Here is a 24,960-nt window from a genome sequence, read left to right as displayed (position 1 = left end):
TATTCTTAAGCTTGCAACTCATCCAATTTCTTCATGTCTTCTTCAGAAATTTCAAAGTCAACTTTGGCATTGTCAGCAATGTATTCTTCATGAACGGATTTTGGCAATGGCAGAATGTCTTTTTGTAGCAAGTAACGAATTGAAAGTTGTGGAATAGATTTTCCATAGGCTTCAGCAATCGTCTTCACTGCATCGTTATCGAGTAAACGACCAGTAGCGATTGGTGAATAGCCTTCCACTAAAATTTCGTGCGCTTTGCAAAATGTCAATAGTTCTTCATTTGTGCGGCCAATATGGTAAATAAACTGGTTGACCATCGGTTTCACATCGCAATGATCAAAAATATTTTGCAAATCTTTTTGATCGAAGTTGGAAACACCAATCGATTTTACTTTTCCACTTAAGTAGGCTTCTTCTAATGCTTTCCAAACATCGATGTTTTCAAGATAAAAATCTTTGTTTTCTGGATTGTTTCCCATGATTTTCCAAGGACGAGGGGCATGGATCAAAATCAAATCGATATACCCTAAGTCAAGTTTTTTTAGAGAAGCATCAATGCTATCAACCGCTTCTTGGTAGGTCTTTAACTCAGCAGGTACTTTCGTGGTAACAAAAATTTCATCGCGGGCAACGCCTGAATCGCGCACAGCTTTCCCAACCGCTTCTTCGTTTTTGTAAGCTGCCGCTGTATCGACATGTCGATAACCATTTTGAATGGCAAATTTTGTTGCGTTGTAAGCATCTTCTGGAGAAGATTGCCAGGTTCCAAGGCCAATCTTAGGAATTGCCAGTTTGTTCTGCAAGGTAAATGTTTCTTGTAATATCACGTATCTCAACCTACTTTCATCGCTTTTTTTTGTTACATCTTCCATTATAAAACGTTTTCTTGTTTGAAACAAATCAGACGCTGAAACTTTTGAGGGAAATTGACTTTCAAAAGGATCTTTGATACATTATCAGCAACCTAAACACAGAAAGATGTGGAAAAAATGGATTTTGTTAAAGAAGATTTTGCCTATTATCGGCGCTCTTTTGAATTGATGTATCGCAGTTATTTCCGTAGAAGAATGATTGCCCTTGGTGTGGCGATTTTGATTATCTTAGGTTATTTACTTTTGTTACAAGAAAGTTTGCTTTTAAATATCATTTTGCTAGTTATATTGCTAGGCATAATGGCGTGGTTGGTTTCACTTTATCAGCGAGCGAGTGAGGTCGTACTTGCTTTCGAAGAAGAAAATCAGGTGCCGCAAATTCATCAACTGACAGAATTTGAGGATCATTATGCGTTCCAAATGAATGATGGAACAACGATGCGCGTGAAGAAAAACGGCAATCGCAACTTTCCTTCCAATAATAAGCAGTACACGTTGATGGCAGGCTATAAAAAAGTTTTCTTTGTGCAACAACCCTTGATGATTTTTTATTATGACCTCTTGGAGATGAAGTATGATGAAGCGTATCGTTTGAAACGAAACCGCCAAAACGGGTTCAATCGTTGGTCGCGTTATTTCAGTTTTCGCTCCTTTAAGGGATCGATTGGCAATGTCTTTCAATTCTTGCTGGGAAATATTTTCTTCTTATTTATTGCGTATCGGTTGATCCGCTATCTGATCGATATTTTGCTGCACATTTTATAACTGTTACCAAGGTGAAGATTCTCATCGTTTTCATAGACTGGTGAAAAAGATGATAGGACTTAATTTTTTTAAAAAGGTATACTTAAGTCAGATAAGACAAGCAATTGTCTTTCATGAATAAGAGTCCTGCTCTTGTTAAGTAAGCCGTCAACAACAGCTTATCTATTGTGGCGCTAACAGTTTGGGGGAAGTGTTAGTTCTTGTAACAAACAGATTTTTTTCTGGGCGGGATAAGAACAAAAGCGGTATTTTACCGTACTTAATAAGAGTAGTGCTCTTTATTTTTTCTATGAATATTTAAAGACATCACTTCTTGGAAGTGGTGTTTTTTCTTGCTTAAAAATAGTCCAAGTGATAGGAGAATTCTAAGAACTATGCTACAATGAGTGCCGGTGCTCTCAGCGGTGGGAGCAAAAAAGAAGGTAGAGGAGAATTACTTAGGAATGCCTGAAGGTCAAACAATAAACGATCCATCTACAAAAAGCGCGCAAAATATTTCTGCGTATATACATATACCTTTCTGTGAACATATCTGCTACTACTGTGACTTCAACAAAGTGTTTTTAGAAGGGCAGCCAGTGGATGAGTACATCGAAGCGTTACTAAAAGAAATTGAGCTGACCCTCTTGCGTCAGCCTCTCAATGAGGCGAAAACGATTTATATCGGCGGCGGGACGCCAACGTCGCTTTCGGCGAACCAACTGGATCGATTGCTTTCAGGTGTGCATGAATTGCTGCCAACACACACAACCAAAGAGTTTACAGTGGAAGCAAATCCTGGTGATTTGAGTGAAGAAAAAATGCTGGTTTTGAAAAATCATCAAGTCAATCGCTTGTCGATGGGGGTCCAGACCTTTGATAATCGCTTGCTTAAAAAAATTGGCCGCAAGCATACCGCTGAAGATGTTTATTCAACTATTCAGCTGCTGGAAAAACATGATTTTCAGAATGTGACGATCGATTTGATTTATGCACTTCCGGGACAAAGCATAGAAAGCTTCCGTGATACACTGACGCGAGCGATTGATCTCGGGTTGCCTCACTATGCGATGTATTCTTTGATTTTAGAAAACAAAACCATGTTTATGAACTGGGTTCGCCAAGGGAGAATGGCACTGCCTTCTCAAGAAGCTGAAACGCAGATGTTTGATGAGGCGATCGCCGCGATGACAAAAGCTGGATTGAACCAATATGAAATCAGTAATTTTGCACGACCAGGGTATGAGTCCTTACATAATCTAGTGTATTGGAACAATGAACATTATTTTGGCTTTGGGGCAGGCGCCAGCGGGTATCTTGGACAGACTCGCTACAAGAACAAAGGTCCAATCCAGCATTATTTGAAACCATTACAGGAAAATCAGTTGCCAATCCACGAAATCGAAGAATTGACAACCAGCAATCAAATGGAAGAGGAACTGTTTTTAGGCCTTCGTAAAAAGGTCGGCATTTCAAAAATACAGTTTGCAGAAAAATTCGGGAAGTCTTTTCAGGAAATCTATGGTTCAACGAGCGAACAGTTGATTCAAAAAGGCTGGTTGGCTAGTCAAGGTGACCGTGTCTTTTTAACGAAAGCTGGGATGTTTATTGGCAACGAAGTGTTTGAAGCATTTCTCTTGGATGGAGAAAAATAAGAAAGAACGAGTAAGAGAAGTAGCCATTTCGTGCTGCTTCTTTTTTTGATTTCTTTTTTAGCACTCTCTTAGAAAGAGTGCTAAAAAAGTGATGCAAATACTTGACATTCCTAGCAAATATGGTATATTTATAATCGTGTTAGCACTTAATAGGAATGAGTGCTAACGGAGGAGTGGATAAAATGTTGACACCTAGACAACAAATGATTTTACACCTCATCATCCAAAATTATACGAATACTGGTCAGCCCACGGGCTCGAAGCGATTGATGGAAGATGGGGTTGAAGCTAGCTCTGCCACCATTCGTAATGAGATGAAGGCGCTGGAAGAAGCTGGACTTCTGTTAAAGACACATTCATCTTCAGGGCGTGTGCCGTCAATAAAAGGGTATCGCTATTACGTTGATCACTTATTGAAGCCATCGGAAGTTGACCAAAACGAAATTCAAACCATTCGTCATTCTTTTGGAAAAGATTTTCATGAAATCAATGAAATCATCCAGCAGTCTGCCACGATCTTGTCCAACTTGACTAGCTATACAGCGTTGTCTCTCGGGCCAGATATGAAGGAAAGGAAATTGACCGGTTTTCGAATCGTCCCATTGAATGCACGACAGATCATCGCGATCATCGTGACGGATAAAGGGAATGTCGAAAATCAAGTCTTTACTCTTCCTGAATCGATGAGCAGCGAAGATTTGGAAAAAATGGTAAGGATCATCAACGACAAATTGATCGGTGAGCCTCTAATGACGGTCTACCATCGTTTAAGAACAGAGATTCCTATGATTCTGCATAAGTATTTTCAAACGACTGACGGAATCGTTGATCTCTTTGATACGATGCTGAGCCACATTTTTCAAGAAAAAATCTTCGTCGGCGGGCGAATGAATCTTCTGGATTTTGAACCGACGCAAGATGTTAGTCAGTTCAAATCGATGTATTCATTTATGAAAAATGCAGATCAGCTGACACAGCTGCTGGCGCCAAGAGATTCTGCGATTCAAATCAGAATCGGCTCTGAGCTTGGCAATGACTTGTTACAAAATATGAGTCTGATCCAAGCTAGCTATGAAATCGAAGGTCATGGACAAGGAACGATCGCTTTATTAGGTCCATCAAGTATGCCGTATTCACGGATGTTTGGTTTGATGGAAGTTTTTCGAGGCGAGTTAGCAAAAAAATTGGCCGATTATTATCGCGCATTAGACGCTGCCAATGAATAAGCGGCAATGAAACAAATCGTAGAAGGGATGGTTGAAACGTGACGGAAAAAGAAGAGCGTTTAGATGAAGAATTAGATAAAACTGCTGAAGAAACCGCAGAAACAACTGAATCTTCAAATGAATCAACTGAAACTGAAGCACAGACTCCTCAACCAGAGGAAGAAACAGTGGAAAAAAGCGAATTGGAACTTTTGCAAGAAAAGAATAATGAATTGGAAGATCAATTCCTGCGTGCTCGTGCAGAGATCGCAAATATCACTTCACGTAACCGCAACGAGCGGGAACTTTTACAAAAATACCGCTCGCAAGATCTTGGCAAAAAACTGTTGCCAGCAATCGACAATTTGGAACGAGCGATGGCAGCAGATGTCGATCAAGACCAAGCGGCGAATTTGAAAAAAGGCGTTGAAATGGTTCTTGAAAGTCTGCGTCAAGCCTTAAAAGAAGAGGGAATCGAAGAGATTCCTGCTGAAGGTGCAATGTTCGATCCGAACTTGCATCAAGCGGTGCAGACTGTACCTGCCTCTGATGAAACACCGGCAGACACAATCGTTACTGTCTTGCAAAAAGGGTATAAATTGCATGATCGTGTCTTGCGTGCAAGCATGGTCATCGTTGCACAATAGTTCTTTCTATCTATAAGTAGATGTTTAAATTAAAAAAGGGAGTGTATTACTTATGAGTAAAATTATCGGTATCGACTTAGGAACAACAAACTCAGCTGTTGCTGTCCTTGAAGGCGGCGAAGCAAAAATCATTACGAATCCAGAAGGAAACCGTACCACACCTTCTGTTGTCTCATTCAAAAATGGTGAGATCCAAGTAGGGGAAGTTGCAAAACGCCAAGCAGTGACAAATCCTAATACGATTTCTTCTATTAAACGCCATATGGGTGAAGCTGGATACAAAGTAGAAGTTGAAGGCAAATCGTATACACCACAAGAAGTTTCCGCAATGGTTCTTCAATACATCAAAGGATTTGCTGAAGACTATTTAGGGGAAAAAGTTGAAAAAGCAGTCATCACTGTTCCTGCATACTTCAACGATGCACAACGTCAAGCAACCAAAGATGCTGGTAAAATTGCCGGTCTTGAAGTAGAACGGATCGTCAATGAACCAACTGCCGCAGCTTTAGCTTATGGGTTAGATAAAACAGATAAAGATGAAAAAATCTTGGTCTTTGACTTAGGTGGCGGTACTTTCGACGTATCGATCCTTGAATTAGGTGATGGCGTCTTTGACGTATTATCAACTGCTGGGGACAACAACCTAGGTGGGGATGACTTTGATAACAAAATCATCGATCACATGGTAGCAGAATTCAAAAAAGAAAACGGCATTGATCTTGGAAAAGATAAAATGGCTTTGCAACGTTTGAAAGATGCTGCTGAAAAAGCGAAAAAAGACTTGTCAGGTGTAACAAGTACACAAATCAGCTTACCGTTTATCACAGCTGGCGATGCTGGTCCATTGCACTTGGAAATGACCTTGACTCGTGCGAAATTTGATGAATTAACAGCAGACTTAGTAGAACGTACAAAAATTCCAGTACGTCAAGCTTTGAAAGATGCTGGGCTATCACAATCAGAAATCGACGAAGTGATCTTAGTTGGTGGTTCAACTCGTATTCCGGCAGTAGTTGATGCTGTACGTAAAGAAACCAATAAAGAACCAAACAAATCAGTAAACCCAGATGAAGTGGTAGCGATGGGGGCTGCGATCCAAGGTGGCGTGATCACTGGGGATGTGAAAGATGTTGTCTTACTAGACGTTACACCATTATCATTAGGTATCGAAACGATGGGTGCTGTCTTCACAAAACTGATCGATCGTAACACAACGATCCCTACAAGTAAATCACAAGTCTTCTCAACTGCAGCAGACAATCAACCAGCCGTTGATATCCATGTCTTGCAAGGGGAACGTCCAATGGCTGCTGATAACAAAACATTAGGAAGATTCCAATTGACGGATATTCCACCAGCACCTCGTGGCATCCCTCAAATCGAAGTAACATTTGATATCGATAAAAATGGGATCGTTAATGTTTCTGCAAAAGATTTAGGTACACAAAAAGAACAAAAAATCACGATCAAATCATCTTCAGGTTTATCAGATGAAGAAATCGAACGCATGGTAAAAGATGCTGAAGCAAACGCTGAAGCTGACAAACAACGCAAAGAAGAAGTTGATCTACGCAATGACGTCGATGCATTGTTGTTCACTGTTGATAAAACATTGAAAGAGCTTGAAGGCAAAGTGGATGCAGACGAAGTCAAAAAAGCGGAAGAAGCTCGTGATGAGTTGAAAGCTGCGGTTGAAGCAAACAACTTAGAAGAAATGAAAACGAAACGTGATGCTTTGAATGAAATCGTACAAAACTTAACCGTTAAATTATACGAACAAGCAGCACAACAACAAGCACAAGAAAATCCAGAAGCTGCACAAGGCGGCGCAGACGATGTGGTTGACGCCGACTTTGAAGAAGTAGACGGTGACGATAAATAATCGCTGTTTGTGAAAAAGCCAAAGTCACCGCTTTGGCTTTTTCTTATGAATTTGCGAAACGTATTTTTCTAGAGCGAATTATATGCTAAAATACGAGAGACGCAAGAATAGAGTGGAGGGAAGCCAATGGCAGACAAAAGAGATTATTATGAGGTCTTAGGTCTACAAAAAGGGGCTTCGGATGACGAAATCAAAAAAGCTTATCGTAAGCTTTCAAAACAATATCATCCAGACATCAATAAAGAACCTGATGCAGAAGCAAAGTTTAAAGAGATTTCTGAGGCCTATGAAATATTAAGTGATTCCCAAAAAAGAGCTGCTTATGACCAGTATGGTCATGCTGGTACCGATCCGAACTACGGAGGCGGTTATGGCGGTGGATTCGGCGGCTTTAACAGTGGCGGATTCTCCGGTGGCGGTTTTGGTGGATTTGAAGACATTTTCGAATCGTTTTTTGGTGGTGGAGGCGGCAGAGCAGCCAATCCTAATGCACCTCGACAAGGAGCAGACTTGCAATATGCGGTTGATCTTTCCTTTGAAGAAGCGATTTTCGGAGTGGAAAAAACTGTTCAATACAATCGTGAAGAAACCTGTCATACCTGCGGCGGGAACGGGGCAAAACCAGGTACTTCACCAGAAACCTGTCATAAATGTCATGGTGCAGGTACTATCAATGTTGAACGTCAAACACCGCTTGGTCGTGTAATGAGCCGTCAAACCTGTGATGTTTGTCATGGAACTGGGAAAGAAATCAAAGAACCATGTACAACCTGTCATGGTACTGGCCATGAAAAGAAAAAACATAATGTAAAAGTCAACGTGCCTGCAGGTGTCGAAGATGGACAACAAATGCGTTTATCTGGCCAAGGGGAAGCTGGAACCAATGGTGGTCCTTATGGGGACCTATACGTTGTTTTCCGTGTGGAAGAAAGTGATATTTTTGATCGTGACGGTTCAGAGATTTATTACGAGTTGCCGTTGAACTTTGTCCAAGCAGCTTTAGGAGATGAGGTCAATGTGCCAACCGTTCACGGGAATGTGAAGTTAAAAATCCCAGCTGGGACCCAAACAGGTACGAACTTCCGCTTACGCGGTAAAGGAGCACCTCGCTTACGGGGAGGCGGCAATGGCGATCAACAAGTCAAAGTGAAGCTGATCACACCTAAGAACTTAAATGAGGAACAAAAAGAAGCATTGCGGGCTTATGCAAAAGCTAGTGGTCATGAAACCACCGAACAACAACCAGAAGGGTTTTTTGATAAAATGAAAGATGCTTTTGGTGGGAAAAAGAAATAACAAGTAAATAATCCAATTCATGCCCTTATAAAACCATCAGTTTTATAAGGGCATGAGTGTTTGTATGGCTATAAATGGGCTCTTTGTCAATAAGGACTGATGAGTTGCGTAAAATCAAATCTGGGTCAGAATGAACCACATTCTGGCTCAGATTTTTTGTTATCTTACTTTGATTAATTGATTGATCAAAAAGACTCTAATTCTCATGTTCTCGAATGATTTAAATCCGTAGGATACTCGTTTCATTGTCTTTATGTGGGTATTCTTCGCTTCTATTTTTCCATTGGAATAAGGATAGATCATTGCGTTGGTGATGCCTTCTTCATAGGTCAGAAGGTTTTGAAGCTTCTCCCGAAAGCTGTCATCTAACGTTTCGGGAAGTTCTGTCAATAAGGAGAAAAATAAGTCAGGGTCTTTGTCTCGAAAGGCTTCAACTAATTCATGAAAAAAGGGATACGCCTCCTTCAGGGGCGTAGAAAACTCAAGCAATCGATTAATCATCATTGCTTCAGTAAGAAATGGGTATTTTGGTGCTCGGAAACTTTTCCATGTTTTGTATTCATAATGGTTGATGTTTGCACGATTTTTTAGCAAAAAGCGCCAGTTCTTTTTCAGTTTTTCTGCCTGGCTTTTCTGTCCGGCATTACGAAGTTCATTCATTTCACGGATACGCAACTCATTGAACGCTTGATTCATGTGTTTGACAATATGAAACCGATCAATCACTACTTTCGCATTTGGCAGAACACGTTTGGTGAGCTGGAAGTAGGCGGCGTTCATGTCTGTCACCAAGAATTCTACTTCTTCTGGATTGGTACAACCTAAGAAATAGCTTGTTAATCGAGGTAATTTACGCGTAGGCAAAACATCTATTAATTTTCCTGTTTCGCCATCTGCGCAAATAAAGCTCATTTTATCTTCTATGGAAGCATGCGAACGAAATTCATCAACCATCAATACTCTGGGGAGAATCTTCTTAGATTGCTTTGGCAAATAGCTTTTAAACTCTTTCAATGTACGAATAACGGTGGTCAAAGATACCTGACAGCTTTTCGCAATAAAAGATAAAGATACTTTTTCAGTCAGTAAAGAAGCAATTTTATATCTAACATGATTTGCGATTGAATGTCTGGGTTGGACAAAATAACTTTGAGCAGTCCAATGGGTTCGGCAGTTTTTACAGGTATAGCGCTGCTTTTTTAGGCGCATAACCAAAGGCATATGATTGTATTGTTCAAAACGGACAATCGTTTCCTTCTTCCCATTTTTCACTATAATTGCTTTCCCGTTTCCATCTACCACAGTAGAACCACAACTTCTACAAGCACGAGGAGTAGGCGAGAGAACAGCATCGACGACCAACGTCTTTTTCTTCTGAAGGTTCTCGTAAGAGACCTCTGTAATCATCAAATCTTTCTCTATTATTCTCAGCATTTTTTTGATAGAATCATTCATATAGCATATCGTCCTCTCAGTTGTTTATTTTGTGGTGATTTAATCATACTAGAGAACGATATGTTTTTTAATACCTAAAATGAAAATGGGACTGAAGAATCAATTCTGATTCATCAGTCCCATAAATTATAGAGCCTATAAATGTGCAGTATGTGCGAGAATCGAATCTTCTTGGCCATCTTTTTTTCTTTTCCTTTGAAATCGCTTGCTTAGTGTGTCACAATAAAAGTAGACCAATTGAAGGAGGAGATACAATGGAAAGAATATTTGCGAGTCCGTCACGATACGTTCAAGGAAAAGGAGTATTGAAGGATGGTTTATCTCACATTAAAGATCTAGGAAAGAAAGTGCTGCTTTTGACCGATGAAACAGTTTGGAAAATTGCCGGGGAAGATTTATTTGAAAATCTCAAAGCGGCTGATTTAGGTCCGGTAAAGGAAATTTTTGGTGGAGAAGCTTCTGCAAATGAAATCGATCGTATCGTCTCTAAAGCCAAAAGCGAATCCATTGAAGTAATTGCTGCATTAGGTGGCGGGAAAGCCATCGATACTGGGAAAGCTGTTGCGGATGAATTAAACATACCGATTGCTGTTTTGCCAACGATCGCTTCTACTGATGCACCAACTTCGGCACTTTCTGTTATTTATACAGATGAAGGTCGCTTTGAAAAATATCGTTTTTACAACAAAAACCCTGAACTTGTCTTAGTGGATACAGCCGTTATTGCGAAAGCGCCTGCCAAATTACTTGCAGCGGGTATTGCGGATGCACTAGCAACCTATGTCGAAGCACGCGCCGTTGCCCGAAGCCATAGTAAGAATATGGTGGGTGGTATTCAACCAATTGCCGGCATGGCAATCGCTGAAAAATGCGAAGAGATTCTTTTTGAGAATGCACTGAAAGCCTATCAAGCAAATAAAAAACAAGTCGTTACCGAAGCTTTTGAACAAATCGTGGAAGCCAACACTCTGTTAAGTGGTTTAGGCTTTGAAAGTGCTGGTTTGGCAGCAGCTCATGCGATCCATAATGGCTTGACAGCCCTTGAAGGAGACGTCCATGATTTGACTCATGGGGAGAAAGTTGCTTACGGGACACTTACACAATTGATGCTGGAAAACGCGGATCCTGATGAAATTGACCAATATATTGAGTTGTATCAGGCGTTGGAATTACCAACGACATTAGCTGAAATGCATCTTTCTGATGTTAGCGATGCAGAGCTCATGAAAGTCGGTAAACAAGCAACCATCGAAGGGGAGACGATTCACAATATGCCGTTCACGGTATCCGCAGAAGATGTTGTAGCCGCGATCAAAGCCGTGGATGCCTATGTGACAGCTTATTATCCTCTTTAATGTTATTTTATAAACGTTCATTGATCGATACTTGTTGATTAAAAAAAATATTTGACAAAAAAAAAGAGTCGTGCTATTTTGATAACAAGCAAATTAAAGGAGGGAACAAGACATGACGAACTTCAACACACAAACTACCTGTTGTTGTTGTATGGTGCAAAAAGCAGCATACCCATTTGTCATGCCTATTATTAGTTCCTTTGTCGCAGTAGATCGCTGATTTTTTTAGTGATTCGCTTCTATCCGGATAAGACGACATTTTTTTGGGGTACTGATGTAATAGTCAGTACCCCTTTTTGTTTGCTTTTTTTTACCGCTTTCATTGGCGACGGCTGATGATTGTAAACCAAAATAGGTATATGAAGCTTACAAGTTTTGCCTAAAAATCTGAATAAGGAGTCAAACGATGATCGTTAAAAATGTAAAAGAATTGATAGGGCATACCCCGCTCTTTGAATTTGATGCCGCAGCTTTAGGCGGAAAAAAGGGAAGTAAAATCTATGCGAAACTTGAATATTTAAATCCTGGTGGCAGCATTAAGGACCGCTTAGGAAAGTACTTGATCGATGAGGCATTTCGTGAGCGTACAATCAATCATGAGACAACAGTAATTGAACCGACAGCCGGAAATACCGGGATTGGCTTAGCTATTGCCGGGATCGAGCATGGACTAAAAATGATTTTTGTTATTCCAGAGAAATTCAGCATTGAAAAGCAGCAATTGATTGAGGCATTAGGCGCAACTATCGTTCATACACCAACGGAAGCTGGCATTCAAGGGGCAATCGAAAAAGCAAAGGAATTAGCAAAAGGACAGCCGAATAGTTTTATGCCATTGCAGTTTCATAATCAGAACAATCCTGCAGCCTATCAAGCAACATTGGGGCCTGAGATCTATCAGGAATTACATGGAAAAATTGACAGCTTTGTTGCAGGCGCTGGCAGTGGTGGTACTTTTGCGGGTGTCGCGACGTACTTAAAGAAGCAAAAATCAAGCACTCGTCTTGCTGTTGTTGAACCGGAAGGATCAATCTTGAACGGCGGTCCTGCCCATGGCCACGAGATTGAAGGGATCGGTGTTGAGTTCATTCCACAATTTTTTGACGATTTGCTTATTGATAACATTTATACGATAAGTGATGCCGAAGGCTTTGCCTTTACTCGTTACTTGGCAAGAAACTATGGTCTGCTTGTTGGAAGTTCAAGTGGAGCCGTGATGGCAGCAGCAGTAAAAGAAAGCCTCGAATTACCAACCGGAAGCTCGATCGCCACAGTCTTTCCCGATGGTGGCGACCGCTATCTATCAAAAAAGATTTATGCTGGCCAATCAGCAATCACACCATTCATAGGAGGAACAAACAATGCATTTTAATACAAAAGTAATTCACGGCGGTATCAGCGAAGACGAATTCACCGGTGCAGTCAGTGTGCCAATCTACCAAACATCTACCTATCGGCAAAATGCTCTTGGTCAGCCAAAGCAATATGAATACAGTCGTTCAGGCAACCCAACTCGTTTTGCCTTAGAAGAATTGATTGCGGATCTTGAAGAAGGCGCTCAAGGGTTTGCTTTTGCCTCTGGATTAGCAGCCACCCATGCGATCTTCACGCTTTTTCAGACAGGAGATCATGTCATTTTAGGAGATGACGTTTATGGCGGGACATTTCGTTTGCTTCATCAAGTATTAGAAAAAAGCGGGTTGACTTATTCACTTGTCAAAACCGATGATTTAGCTGCTATTGAAACAGCAATTCTTCCGGAGACCAAAGCGATTTTTCTGGAAACACCGACGAACCCGCTGTTAAAAATCACGGATATCAAATCGGTTGCGAGACTAGCTGCCCAGCACGATCTCTTGACGATCGTGGATAATACCTTTGCGACGCCATATTTTCAAAAGCCGCTACAATTAGGCGCAGATATTGTGATTCACAGTGCTACCAAGTATCTCGGTGGACACAGTGATGTAGTAGCTGGATTAGCGGTTGCCAAAGAGCCGCTAATCGCCGAAAGAATTGCCTTTTTACAAAACGCTATTGGCGGTGTATTGGGGCCTCATGATAGCTGGTTGATCCAACGAAGCATCAAAACACTTGCTTTGCGGATGAAAGCACATCAAAACAATGCGATGAAAATTGCCCACTACTTACAAGCACATCAAGCTGTCGCAAAGGTCTATTATCCAGGATTGATTGACCATGAAGGTCATGAGATCGCCAAATCACAGATGTCTGGGTATAGCGGTATGATATCTTTTGAACTAAACGATGAATCGAAAACAGCAGAATTTGTTGAATCATTAAAGATTTTTACTTTAGCAGAAAGCTTAGGTGGCGTGGAAAGCTTGGTAGAAGTGCCAGCCGTGATGACCCATGCCTCGATCCCTAAAGAAATTCGTGAGCAATCTGGGATCAAAGATGGCTTGATTCGGTTGTCGGTGGGCATCGAAGACGGTGAGGATCTGCAGGCAGATTTAGAGCAAGCGTTTGAAAAGGCAGGTAGCTAGTGATGGGGAGAGAGTTTATTCCAATTTTTTCTGACTGGGCAGCTGAGTACGATGAAACAGTTGCAGGTAAGGATGAAGAATATCGAGCGGTTTTTTTCAAATATGAACGGTTACTCGCTGAAATAGCTGAAAAAGCAGGGCAGTCTGTGGTAGAATTTGGTAGTGGCACTGGAAATCTAACACAAGCTCTGCTTGATCAAGGAAAAAACGTGCTGGCAATCGAGCCATCGCCAGAGATGCGGCGGATCGCCAAGTCAAAACCCAGTCTTTCTAAAGTGACTTTTGTAGATGGTGATATGGAGATTTTTCCTGAAATCACGGATGTAATCGATACGATCGTTTCTACCTATGTTTTTCATCATCTTACGGAGGACGAAAAACAACGGGCAATCGGCAAATATGCGGCGATGCTGCCAAAAGGCGGGAAAGTGCTTTTCGGGGATACGATGTTTCTTTCCCTAGCCCGAAAAATGGAGCTAATCGATGAAGCGCGGCAAGCTGGACACCAGCGACTAGCCGCTGATCTGCAACGGGAGTACTATCCAGTTACTGCGGATATCGAACGATATTTTCGCCAACATGGGTTTACCAGTCGTTTTAAGCAAATCAATGAGTATGTTTGGCTTGTGGAAGCACAAAAAGAGTAGGAGAGAAGTACAATGAAAATGAATGTTGAAAGCTTTAATTTGGATCATACGAAAGTCAAAGCACCTTATGTACGGGTTGCCGATAAAAAACAAGGAACAAATGATACCATCATCAAATATGATGTTCGTTTGAAGCAGCCGAACCAAGCACATATGGATATGGCAAGTCTGCATTCTTTAGAACATTTGACGGCAGAGTTGATTCGTAATCATGCAGATTATATCGTGGATTGGTCACCCATGGGATGCCAAACCGGCTTCTATCTGACTGTCTTGAATCATGACGATTATGAAGAGATTTTGACAGTCCTAGAAAAAACCATGAAGGATGTTTTGCAAGCAACTGAAGTACCTGCCAGCAATGAAGTGCAATGCGGTTGGGCGGCGAACCATACCTTAGAAGGTGCGCAAAAATTAGCGCAAGAATTTCTTGATGAACGTGACAATTGGTCGACCGTTTTTGCCTAAACAAAATAGAAGTAGAAAAAAGGTGCCTGCGTTTGTATTCGCGGACGCTTTTTTTGTTAATCCCGCAAAGAGAGGGGGGATTCACTATTTTTCGTTTATGGTTCTACCGCTTGGACGGTGATGCCGACTCCATTCGGATTGTAGGTATGACTAATGTAAAACTCAAATCCTTCATGAACAAAGAAAAGTCTCCGAATGGCGCTAACGTCCCTGATGTGAGCATCTAAACCATACTGTACGATCAATGTCTCTTTGATCTCCTCAACATCAGCCTCTTTCTCGAATCGTGAGAAATCAATACCGAAAAATTCTGGGACATCAACCAATGTGATTTTCGCTAATCTTTCATTACCAGAATCATCAAAGTCAAAATCAAAGCTGATTTTGGACAGTTTGTCCCGTGAACCTAAAGGCACTCTTTTTGTCTCGAGAGCGCTGCTATCAACCATTATTGATAACAAATCAATGGCTGAATCAGGTAAGCGAGTGGTTACTTTTCTTACTTCATCAACCATTGCTCCTTGATCGGGAGAAAAAACTTTTCTAGTCTCTTCTGTGACGATCACATTTTCGCGGCGCCGCTTTCGGTTGATGGCACTGCGCTCTTGGTTTACCCGATCACTACGTTTGATGAGATCGAGGCCAAGATCGCTGATGGACTCAGGGGAAGGTCTTTCTTCCAGTAAAGCAGTTAAGTAATCGATCTCTAAAAACTGCTCGTAGGCAGCTGCCGGCTGGTTTTCGCTGTAGAAGAGGGCAGCGCCAAGCAAAAAACAACTGATACCCAAAGAAAGCAAAAGGCTTCTTCTGCTATGCTCCCGGATTTTTTTTCTAAGTCGACTCAGTGTCATTTGATCCTTCAACTCCCAAGTTTTTTAGATGACTTCTGATAAAAGTGGTGATTGAATTTCATCATGCGTTTTACCAATATCAGTCACGTGAGATCGCTTAATGGATTACTCAATTTCTGATTCAGAAAACTGATCATGCCAGGCCACATCAGAAACGGTTCGGTTAATAAGAGTGACAATGATTGCTTCACCATCGGAATTGATCCAGGCATTGGATTCCACACCTACGACTGCTAGTCGCCAAGAAGGAAGGCCATCCATGGTTTCAAGAACTTGATCGCAAGACATTCCTATTTGCAGTTGATGGAGCAAGTCTTTGTTGACTGTTCGATTCCACCGTCGCGGCAGCCCGATCTGCAATTGTTCACAATACGAAAATTGAGGGGCAGCTGTTTCGGTACTGCTCTGAGCTTGTGCAACGTCATCAGAAGAAGGAGTTGTTTCTGATGCGGGTTCTGATGCATGGTTCTCAGTTCTGGAAGAAGAAGCTCTGGTTTCTGAATAAGCTGACAAAGATTGAGAAGACGACGTTGCTTCTGGTGAAAAACTGCTTTTGGTGTTGTCATCCATGATTTCGTCAATCAAGGTACAGCCAGTGAGAAAGAGGGAGAGTATCATTAGTGGGAAAAATAAAATGATGGTTTTCATAAGATAGGTTCCTCCAAAATGATTTTCTTGGCCTTCCTTTGTTATTTTAATGTTGGTTTTTTATTAGGAAAATCCCGTCATTTGCTATAAAATAAAAAAAGAAAAATGTTTGTATACCTATTTTGGTTTGGAGGGAGTGTTGTTTAATAAGTGTAACATGTTGCTTCTGATCTGGCTACTTGATTTCAAATGTCCTTTCATGGTTTTAGTAAAATTAGTATCTGCAGCTTACGATGGTGAAAAGGAAATGTTATAATAGATTTAACTACTCAATAAAAATTTGCTATTTTAAAGGTGAACCCTGTATACTCTTACCAGATCAACAGGAACCAGCATACCGGTTGCTAAGAATTTATGTAAGGATTCATAACAAGGAGAGGAGGGAATGAAGATGAGCATCTTAAAGCAGTGGCAAGCAAAACATCAAGCGAAAAAAGAAGCGAAAAAACAAGCGTTACGTTTAAAAAATGCGCAACTTCGTGCAGCAGGGAAAGAGCCATTGAAGGGTTGGGGAAAGATGGTTGATACTGGCGTCGGAGGGGCGAACAAAGCCAACCCTATCGATACAAAAGTATTTTTAGGTGAAAATCAAAAGCGGATTTCAGAAGAAACCAAACGAAAAAATCAATAAAAAAAAAAGACCTCTGCAACAGTCCGAGAAAAGAGCTGTTGCAGAGGATTTTTTTAGATATTCAATACTTTGTCTAAGAAATCTTTCGTACGATCGTGCTTAGGGTTGGAAAAGATTTGCTCAGGTGTACCGTCTTCCAAGAAATTACCGCCATCAATAAACATCACACGGTTTGCTACTTCTTTGGCAAAGCCCATCTCATGAGTAACGATTACCATGGTCATTCCTTGTTTTGCCAAATCCTTCATAACATTGAGTACATCTCCAACCATTTCTGGATCGAGGGCGGAGGTTGGTTCATCGAACAACATCACATCGGGATTCATTGCTAAGGCTCTAGCGATTGCCACCCGTTGTTTTTGTCCTCCAGACAGATTGTCCGGGTACATGTCTTTTTTATCTGCCAAACCCACCGTCTCTAATAAACGAATCGCGTTTTGTTCCGCTTCTTGCCGAGAAGCATTTTTTAGATCCATTGGAGCTAAAATAATATTTTCTAAAACCGACAAGTGAGGGAAGAGATTGAAATGCTGAAACACCATGCCGATATGTTGACGAACAGCATTGATATTGGTGTTTTTATCCATCAGATGTGCGCCGTCAACGATAATATCGCCGCTGGTTGGTTCTTCTAAGCGGTTCAAACAGCGTAAGAACGTCGATTTCCCAGATCCTGAAGGGCCGATCACACAAACGACTTCTCCTTCAGCGATTGAAACATTGATATTGTTCAATACGGTATTGTCGCCGTATTTTTTTACAAGATTTTCAACTAAGATTTTTTCTTTCATGCTATTTCACCTTCTTTTCTAAAACTTTTGCAAGTTTCGTTAAAGCTGTGATCACGACTAAGTAAATAATCGCGATGATCAAGTAGACATAGGTACTTTGTGTGGTTCGTGCAACGATGATTTTCCCAGTTTGCAATAATTCTACGACTCCAATAACCGAGATGATCGTTGTATCTTTCAACGAGATAACGAATTGGTTAACGAAAGATGGAATCATGATTTTGATCGCTTGCGGTAAAATGATTTTCTGCATTGTCCGAGTGTAGGTCATCCCCAAACTACGAGAGGCTTCCATCTGACCTTTTGGCACCGCGTTGATCCCACCACGGACGATCTCAGCGATATAGGCACTGGCATTTAAGGTCAATGTAATGACCCCAGCAGCAAAGTCCGGAATCGTGATACCAATCGCATCGGAGAGGCCGAAGAAGATGAAGAAAGCCAATACCATCATAGGAATACCACGAATGATGTCAACATAGATCCCTGCAAAAACCCGCAATGCTTTGATTGGAGCAACACTAAATAGTCCAAAAATGATTCCGATCACTAATGCTAAGGCAAAAGAAATCAATGCTAGTAAAAGGGTATTCCATAATCCTTTTAATAAGACGTTATAGTTGTTGCTGATCAAACCAGTGATCGTTGATTCATCCACTCGTTTTTCTGTGGCAGATCCATCTTCAATGTATTTATTGATGATTTGATCGTACTCCCCAGTCCGTTTCATTTCTTTCAATGCTTCATTGAACATTTGGATCAGTTCAGGATTTTGGCCTTTTTTCACCGCAAAACCGTACTGACCACCAGATTCTTTTTCAATCGGTGTCACTAGTTTTTGACCTTGGCTGATGGCATAACCAATCACTGGATAATCATCCATCATGGCATCGATTTGTCCGCCGTTAACAGCCGCATATAATTGATCGGCAGCATCATAATATTTGATGGAATAGCCATATTTCTCTTCGTTGGCGATCAAGAAGTCTGCACTTTCTGTCCCAACTTTTGCACCGACGGTTTTTCCATCTAGATCTTCATAGGATTTGATGGAATCATTGCCTTCTTTTACAGCGATCTGAATGCCGCTTTCAAAGTAAGAGTCAGAGAAGTCGTAGGATTGACGACGCTCATCAGTGATCGTCATCCCAGCGATCATCCCATCTGCTTGGTTACCATCTAACGCTTGTAAAGCTCCGGAAAAGCCGATGAAATTGAATTCGATATTGAACCCTTGCAATTCTGCCGCCCGGTTCATTAAATCAACATCGATCCCTACATACTCATTGTCTTCATTTTGGAATTCAAATGGAGCGAAGGCTGAGTCACTGGCAATTCGGTAAACATCTTTCTTTGGTTCGACTTTCACCATTTCACTAGTGCCTGCATCTGTATCAGACGTTGTGATGTAAGTATTGACGATTTCGTCGTATTTGCCGGAAGCTTTCATATTGGCTAAACCAGCGTTGAATTTTTCCAGGAGTTCTTGATTTTGGCCTTTTCTGACGGCAAATCCGTAAGAAGCGCCTTTTTCAGGTTCGCCGACAAGCTTCATTGGTTCGCCATTGTTGATAGCATAGCCAAGCACTGGATAATCATCAAAAGCGGCTGCCACAGTACCATTGCGTACAGCGCCATATAGTCCAGTAGCGTCATCATATAATTTGATGTCGTAGCCATATTGGTCTTTATTGCTTTCTAGAAAGCGGGCACTTTCGGTACCAACCTTTGCACCGACCGTTTCGCCTTCAAGATCCTCGTAGCTAGTAATACTGTCATTGTCAGCAGCTACTGCCATTTGAATCCCACTATCGAAATAAGGATCAGAGAAATCAAAGGTTTCTTTACGTTCATCTGTGATACTCATCCCAGCGATCATGCCATCTAACTGATTTGATTGCACGCCTTGAATGGAGGCGTCAAAACCTAAAGGACGTAAATCAACTGCAAAACCTTGATCTTCTGCGATCGCATTTAATAAATCTATATCGATCCCAACGTATTCATTATTTTCATTTTGGAATTCGAAAGGAGCAAATGTTAAATCTGTTCCTATCTTATACGTAGTTTCCTCCGCACTTGCTGACTTTACTGAGAGCGTAAAAATGCTGATAATCAGCGCGATTAAAGCGAAGGACATGTGTTTTCTTTTCAAGAAAATTCCCCCTTTAGATATAACGTATTTATAGATTATATGGATTTTTTCTTCAACACACAAGTCTTTCTCTTTAAAAATATGACAAAATCGTTTAAACCTCACATCAGATGTTAGAAAATCAAACATGTTAAGTTATGCTTAATCGCATGAAACTTTCATAGCAAATGATGGCGAAAGTATGTTCGCTATGATATACTTATTTATGGAAAAGCGGCAGCGAGTTTTTCTTTTTTTGTTGTCGTTTAGAATAATCGAGGGGGAATGAAGATGATCGAAAGAACAACTTCCCATGAATTTGACTTAGTATCAAAATATCAACCAGCTGGGGATCAACCAGAAGCGATCCATCAATTGGTTGACGGGGTGGTCGGTGGAAAAAAAGCACAGATTTTGTTAGGAGCCACTGGGACCGGTAAGACTTATACGATTTCTAATCTAATCAAGGAAGTCAATAAACCGACATTGATCATTGCCCATAATAAAACACTGGCTGGACAATTATATGGCGAGTTCAAGGACTTCTTCCCAAATAATGCAGTCGAGTACTTTGTCAGTTACTATGATTACTATCAACCAGAAGCGTATGTTCCTTCCAGTGATACATACATCGAAAAAGACTCCAGTGTCAACGATGAAATCGATAAGCTCCGTCACTCGGCGACAAGTTCTTTATTAGAGAGAAACGATGTGATTGTTGTAGCTTCTGTCTCTTGTATTTTCGGTTTAGGTTCGCCGATCGAGTATGCAAGACAAGTTGTTTCTTTACGAGTAGGGATGGAAAAGTCTCGGGATCAACTATTAAAAGAATTGATCGAGATCCAATTTGAACGAAACGACATCGATTTTCAACGGGGGCGTTTTCGCGTGCGCGGCGATGTTGTGGAGATTTTCCCAGCTTCTCGTGATGAGCGAGCGTTACGCATTGAGTTTTTTGGCGATGAAATCGATCGGATTCGTGAAGTCGATGCCTTGACGGGCGAGATCATGAGTGACACCGAACATGTGTCGATCTTTCCGGCAACCCACTTTGTGACCAATGAAGACCATATGGAACATGCGATCGCTTCAATCCAAAGTGAACTCGATGAACGACTGAAAGTTTTGCGAGCAGAAAATAAGCTGCTGGAAGCACAGCGTTTAGAGCAGCGAACCAACTATGATATTGAAATGATGCGAGAAATGGGGTATACCTCAGGAATCGAAAACTACTCTCGCCACATGGATGGACGAAAAGAAGGCGAACCGCCTTATACGTTATTGGATTTCTTCCCAGATGATTTTCTATTAGTAATCGACGAATCACACGTAACGATGCCACAAGTTCGTGGGATGTATAATGGTGACCGTGCTAGAAAACAAATGTTAGTGGATTATGGCTTCCGTTTGCCTTCTGCACTGGACAACCGTCCGTTACGCTTGGAAGAATTTGAGAAGCATGTCAATCAAATCGTCTATGTGTCAGCAACACCTGGACCCTATGAATACGATCAAACCGATACCGTCGTTCAACAAATCATTCGACCAACTGGTCTGTTAGATCCGGTGATCGAAGTGCGACCGATCATGGGTCAAATTGACGACCTCGTGGGAGAAATCAATGAGCGCGTCGAGCGAAATGAACGGGTCTTTGTGACGACCTTGACGAAAAAAATGTCTGAAGATTTGACGGATTACTTCAAAGAATTAGGGATCAAAGTCAAATACTTGCACAGTGACATCAAAACATTGGAACGAACAGAGATCATTCGAGACCTGCGCCTCGGTGAATTTGATGTACTGGTCGGAATCAACTTACTGCGAGAAGGGTTAGACGTGCCGGAAGTTTCTCTGGTTGCGATTCTTGATGCCGATAAGGAAGGCTTCCTGCGCAGCGAACGCTCATTAGTCCAAACCATTGGACGGGCAGCCCGAAACTCTGAAGGAAAAGTAATCATGTACGCTGATAAAATGACTGATTCGATGCAGCGAGCGATCGATGAAACGGCGCGACGCCGAAGTATCCAAGAAGCCTACAACGAAGAACATGGGATCGTACCGAAAACCATTATTAAAGAAATTCGCGATCTGATCGCGATCACAAAAGTAGCAGAAGAGACCGGTGAATACACCACGACTTCTTATGAAGAACTGAGTCGTGAGGAAAAAGCAACCTTGTTGCTGAAGCTAGAAAAAGAGATGAAAGATGCTGCGAAAGCATTGGATTTTGAAACGGCTGCTACCTTAAGAGATACTATTCTTGAGCTAAAAGCTGCTGATTAGAAGGAGAAACACTATGGCAAATGATAAAATCGTGATCCATGGGGCACGGGCCCATAATTTAAAAAATATCGATGTGACGATTCCCAGAGACCAACTCGTTGTTGTTACTGGTCTTTCGGGTTCAGGGAAAAGTTCCTTAGCTTTTGATACGTTGTATGCCGAAGGACAACGCCGATATGTAGAAAGTCTATCGGCGTATGCCCGTCAGTTTTTAGGTCAAATGGATAAACCAGACGTAGATAGCATTGATGGACTTAGTCCAGCGATTTCTATCGATCAAAAAACCACCAGCAAGAACCCGCGATCAACAGTAGGGACGGTTACTGAAATCAATGATTATCTGCGGCTTCTTTACGCTAGAATCGGTCACCCGATTTGTCCAAATGATCACATCGAGATCACTAGTCAGTCGGTTGAGCAGATGGTGGATGAAGTTTTGGCATTACCAGAACGCACCAAGATCCAATTGTTGGCACCGATCGTTTACCAAAAGAAAGGGCAGCACAAAAAAGTCTTCGAACGTATCCAAAGAGAAGGCTATGTAAGGATGCGCGTAGACGGTGAAGTCTATGATGTTTCTGAAGCGCCTGAATTAGAAAAAAATAAAAAGCACGATATTGCCATCATCATCGACCGGATTGTTGTGAAGGAAGGCATACGTTCACGCCTGTTTGATTCTTTTGAAGCGGCATTACGGTTAGCGGACGGCTACGCGGTAGTCGATGTGATCGGCCAAAAAGAAATGCTCTTCAGTGAACATTATTCTTGTCCTTATTGCGGTTTTACGGTTGGAGAATTAGAACCACGACTCTTTTCATTCAACGCGCCTTTTGGTGCTTGTCCAGACTGTGATGGTCTTGGCGTGAAGCTAGAAGTCGATGTCGACTTAGTGATTCCCGATCAAAGCAAAACGTTGCGTGAAGGCGCACTATTGCCATGGAATCCAATCAGTTCACAATATTATCCGCAAATGCTGGAACAAGCCTGTCAAGAATTCAATATCGATATGGACACACCATTTGAAGAATTGCCAGAAGAACACAGAGATATTATCTTGAATGGTTCGAATGGGGAGATGTTCCATTTCCATTATGAGAATGATTTTGGTGGGGTGCGTGATGTTGAGGTCGCTTTTGAAGGGATCTTACCAAATATCAAACGCCGTTATCATGAAACCAACTCTGATTTTACCCGTGATCAAATGCGTTTGTATATGACAGAGTTGACTTGTAAAACCTGTCATGGCTATCGCTTGAACCCTCAAGCGCTGTGCGTGCAAGTCAATGGGAAGCATATTGGTGAAATGAGTGAGTTGGCGATCAACAATGCCTTGAACTTTGTCGAAGAATTGAAACTAACGGAACAAGAGCAAATGATTGCACGTCCGATCGTGAAAGAAGTCGATGATCGTTTAAGCTTCTTAAAAAATGTCGGATTGGACTATTTGACCTTGAGTCGTGCGTCAGGCACACTCTCTGGTGGGGAAGCGCAACGAATTCGCTTGGCAACACAAATCGGCTCCAATTTGTCTGGGGTGCTTTACATTCTTGATGAGCCATCGATCGGTCTTCACCAACGAGACAATGATCGCTTGCTAGATTCATTGCGGAAAATGCGTGATCTCGGGAATACCCTGATTGTCGTCGAGCATGACGAAGACACGATGCGGGCAGCAGACTACTTGATCGATGTCGGTCCGGGTGCAGGACATGCAGGTGGCGAGATCGTCGCTGCAGGCACTCCCGATGAAGTCGCTGCCAATGAGTCTTCTTTAACAGGTCAATACTTATCTGGAAAACGAGAAATCCCAACACCGACGGAACGCCGCAAAGGCAATGGTGAAAAGATTCGTGTGTCCGGTGCCTCTGAGAATAACTTGAAAAACATTTCGGTCGATTTTCCATTAGGAAAGTTCGTCGCAGTTACAGGGGTCTCTGGCTCTGGTAAATCAACATTAGTCAATGAAATTTTGAAAAAAGCCTTGGCGCAAAAAATCAATCGGAATTCGAACAAACCTGGCCGCTTTAAAACCATTACTGGTTATGAAGCTATTGAGAAATTGATCGATATCGATCAGAGCCCGATTGGTCGGACACCTCGAAGCAATCCGGCAACGTATACCAGTGTCTTTGATGACATTCGTGATTTATTTGCTAAAACCAATGAGGCGAAAGTCCGTGGTTATAAAAAAGGCCGCTTTAGTTTTAATGTAAAAGGTGGACGCTGTGAAGCATGTAAAGGGGACGGAATCATCAAGATCGAGATGCACTTCTTACCTGATGTCTACGTACCTTGTGAGGTTTGTCATGGCAAACGTTATAACTCAGAAACGTTAGAAGTTCATTACAAAGGAAAAAATATTTCGGAAATCTTAGATATGACCGTGGAAGATGCAGTGGAATTTTTCCAACATATTCCCAAAATCCATCGAAAATTGCAAACGATCGTCGATGTCGGTTTAGGTTATGTCACTATGGGACAACCAGCGACTACTTTGTCTGGTGGGGAAGCGCAACGGATGAAGCTTGCCAGTGAACTGCACAAAAATTCCAATGGCAAGAGTTTTTATATCTTAGATGAACCGACGACTGGTCTGCATACGGATGATATTGCCCGTTTGTTGAAAGTTTTGGAACGATTTGTCGACGCTGGCAACACCGTTTTAGTGATCGAACACAACTTGGATGTCATCAAATCAGCGGACCATGTGATTGACCTAGGTCCAGAAGGTGGCGAAGGCGGTGGGATGATCATTGCAACTGGTACACCAGAAGAAATTGCTGCGGTTTCAGACAGCTACACCGGTCATTATTTGAAAAAAGTCCTTTAAGCAGATGAAAAAGCACTCACTTTTTCACTTGTCTGTCAATAGGTTTCGCTAAAGTTTAA

At 41.7% G+C, this 24,960-nt stretch carries 20 protein-coding genes; 14 read left to right on the top strand and 6 right to left on the bottom strand.

Features of this window, described 5'->3' with window-relative positions; translation table 11 throughout:
• Window positions 1-5 precede the first annotated feature (5 nt).
• Window positions 6-872, bottom strand: coding sequence for an aldo/keto reductase (locus tag IGK85_RS08925; protein WP_005235638.1), 867 nt, complete (start codon window positions 870-872; stop codon window positions 6-8).
• A gap of 117 nt (window positions 873-989) precedes the next feature.
• Here IGK85_RS08925 and IGK85_RS08920 point away from each other — a divergent pair, with 117 nt between their 5' ends.
• From IGK85_RS08920 to dnaJ, 6 genes are all read left to right on the top strand, one after another.
• A complete protein-coding gene (locus tag IGK85_RS08920) occupies window positions 990-1,637 on the top strand; it encodes a hypothetical protein (protein WP_005235640.1) in 648 nt (215 codons plus the stop codon).
• A 443-nt stretch (window positions 1,638-2,080) separates the two neighbouring features.
• Complete coding sequence (gene hemW / locus IGK85_RS08915) at window positions 2,081-3,271, top strand: radical SAM family heme chaperone HemW (RefSeq protein ID WP_008378119.1); 1,191 nt, start codon at window positions 2,081-2,083, stop codon at window positions 3,269-3,271.
• 182 nt (window positions 3,272-3,453) lie between these two features.
• A complete protein-coding gene (gene hrcA / locus IGK85_RS08910) occupies window positions 3,454-4,497 on the top strand; it encodes a heat-inducible transcriptional repressor HrcA (protein ID WP_008378117.1) in 1,044 nt (347 codons plus the stop codon).
• A gap of 38 nt (window positions 4,498-4,535) precedes the next feature.
• Window positions 4,536-5,123: a nucleotide exchange factor GrpE gene (grpE, locus tag IGK85_RS08905; RefSeq protein WP_005235647.1), complete on the top strand. Its 588-nt coding sequence runs from the start codon at window positions 4,536-4,538 to the stop codon at window positions 5,121-5,123.
• 52 nt (window positions 5,124-5,175) lie between these two features.
• Window positions 5,176-7,005, top strand: coding sequence for a molecular chaperone DnaK (gene dnaK / locus IGK85_RS08900; RefSeq protein ID WP_005235649.1), 1,830 nt, complete (start codon window positions 5,176-5,178; stop codon window positions 7,003-7,005).
• Between the two features lie 126 nt (window positions 7,006-7,131).
• On the top strand, window positions 7,132-8,301 hold the full coding sequence (gene dnaJ, locus IGK85_RS08895; protein WP_005235650.1) for a molecular chaperone DnaJ: 1,170 nt from the start codon (window positions 7,132-7,134) through the stop codon (window positions 8,299-8,301).
• Between the two features lie 159 nt (window positions 8,302-8,460).
• Here dnaJ and IGK85_RS08890 read toward each other — a convergent pair whose 3' ends face one another.
• Entirely contained in the window at window positions 8,461-9,756 is a 1,296-nt protein-coding gene (locus IGK85_RS08890; protein WP_429968628.1) for an ISL3 family transposase, read from the bottom strand.
• Window positions 9,757-10,010: 254 nt separating this feature from the next.
• Between IGK85_RS08890 and IGK85_RS08885 the strand changes: the two genes are divergently transcribed.
• From IGK85_RS08885 to IGK85_RS08865, 5 genes are all read left to right on the top strand, one after another.
• Window positions 10,011-11,111 (top strand): glycerol dehydrogenase, encoded by a 1,101-nt coding sequence (locus IGK85_RS08885; protein ID WP_008382170.1) that lies wholly within the window; start codon window positions 10,011-10,013, stop codon window positions 11,109-11,111.
• Between the two features lie 406 nt (window positions 11,112-11,517).
• Window positions 11,518-12,483, top strand: a complete 966-nt coding sequence (locus IGK85_RS08880; RefSeq protein WP_005235659.1) for a PLP-dependent cysteine synthase family protein — start codon at window positions 11,518-11,520, stop codon at window positions 12,481-12,483.
• Window positions 12,473-13,618 carry a cystathionine gamma-synthase gene (locus tag IGK85_RS08875; RefSeq protein WP_008382175.1) on the top strand — a complete coding sequence of 382 codons (1,146 nt, stop codon included), beginning with the start codon at window positions 12,473-12,475 and terminating at the stop codon, window positions 13,616-13,618. The genes IGK85_RS08880 and IGK85_RS08875 overlap by 11 nt, the downstream gene beginning before the upstream one ends.
• A 2-nt stretch (window positions 13,619-13,620) precedes the next feature.
• Complete coding sequence (locus IGK85_RS08870; protein ID WP_008382177.1) at window positions 13,621-14,265, top strand: class I SAM-dependent methyltransferase; 645 nt, start codon at window positions 13,621-13,623, stop codon at window positions 14,263-14,265.
• Between the two features lie 12 nt (window positions 14,266-14,277).
• Window positions 14,278-14,733, top strand: a complete 456-nt coding sequence (locus IGK85_RS08865; protein WP_008382180.1) for an S-ribosylhomocysteine lyase — start codon at window positions 14,278-14,280, stop codon at window positions 14,731-14,733.
• A 95-nt stretch (window positions 14,734-14,828) separates the two neighbouring features.
• Here the strand turns inward: IGK85_RS08865 and IGK85_RS08860 are convergent, their stop codons facing one another.
• Window positions 14,829-15,584, bottom strand: coding sequence for a hypothetical protein (locus IGK85_RS08860; protein ID WP_008382183.1), 756 nt, complete (start codon window positions 15,582-15,584; stop codon window positions 14,829-14,831).
• Window positions 15,585-15,689: 105 nt separating this feature from the next.
• Complete coding sequence (locus tag IGK85_RS08855; RefSeq protein ID WP_008382184.1) at window positions 15,690-16,232, bottom strand: hypothetical protein; 543 nt, start codon at window positions 16,230-16,232, stop codon at window positions 15,690-15,692.
• A 391-nt stretch (window positions 16,233-16,623) separates the two neighbouring features.
• Here IGK85_RS08855 and IGK85_RS08850 point away from each other — a divergent pair, with 391 nt between their 5' ends.
• Complete coding sequence (locus IGK85_RS08850) at window positions 16,624-16,863, top strand: hypothetical protein (protein WP_008382185.1); 240 nt, start codon at window positions 16,624-16,626, stop codon at window positions 16,861-16,863.
• 53 nt (window positions 16,864-16,916) lie between these two features.
• Here IGK85_RS08850 and IGK85_RS08845 read toward each other — a convergent pair whose 3' ends face one another.
• Both IGK85_RS08845 and IGK85_RS08840 read right to left on the bottom strand, forming a co-directional pair.
• Window positions 16,917-17,654, bottom strand: coding sequence for an amino acid ABC transporter ATP-binding protein (locus tag IGK85_RS08845; RefSeq protein WP_005235668.1), 738 nt, complete (start codon window positions 17,652-17,654; stop codon window positions 16,917-16,919).
• Between the two features lies 1 nt (window position 17,655).
• Window positions 17,656-19,809, bottom strand: coding sequence for an amino acid ABC transporter substrate-binding protein/permease (locus IGK85_RS08840; RefSeq protein ID WP_008382186.1), 2,154 nt, complete (start codon window positions 19,807-19,809; stop codon window positions 17,656-17,658).
• 270 nt (window positions 19,810-20,079) lie between these two features.
• On the opposite strand from IGK85_RS08840, the gene uvrB reads away from it, so the two are divergent.
• Window positions 20,080-22,071, top strand: coding sequence for an excinuclease ABC subunit UvrB (gene uvrB, locus IGK85_RS08835; protein ID WP_008382187.1), 1,992 nt, complete (start codon window positions 20,080-20,082; stop codon window positions 22,069-22,071).
• Between the two features lie 13 nt (window positions 22,072-22,084).
• Window positions 22,085-24,901 (top strand): excinuclease ABC subunit UvrA, encoded by a 2,817-nt coding sequence (gene uvrA / locus IGK85_RS08830; RefSeq protein ID WP_008382188.1) that lies wholly within the window; start codon window positions 22,085-22,087, stop codon window positions 24,899-24,901.
• Window positions 24,902-24,960 lie beyond the last annotated feature (59 nt).

The organism is Enterococcus sp. AZ015, assembly GCF_050499225.1.
Classification (GTDB): Bacteria; Bacillota; Bacilli; order Lactobacillales; family Enterococcaceae; genus Enterococcus_D; species Enterococcus_D entomosocium.
This window is presented reverse-complemented; position numbering and strand designations above follow the sequence as displayed.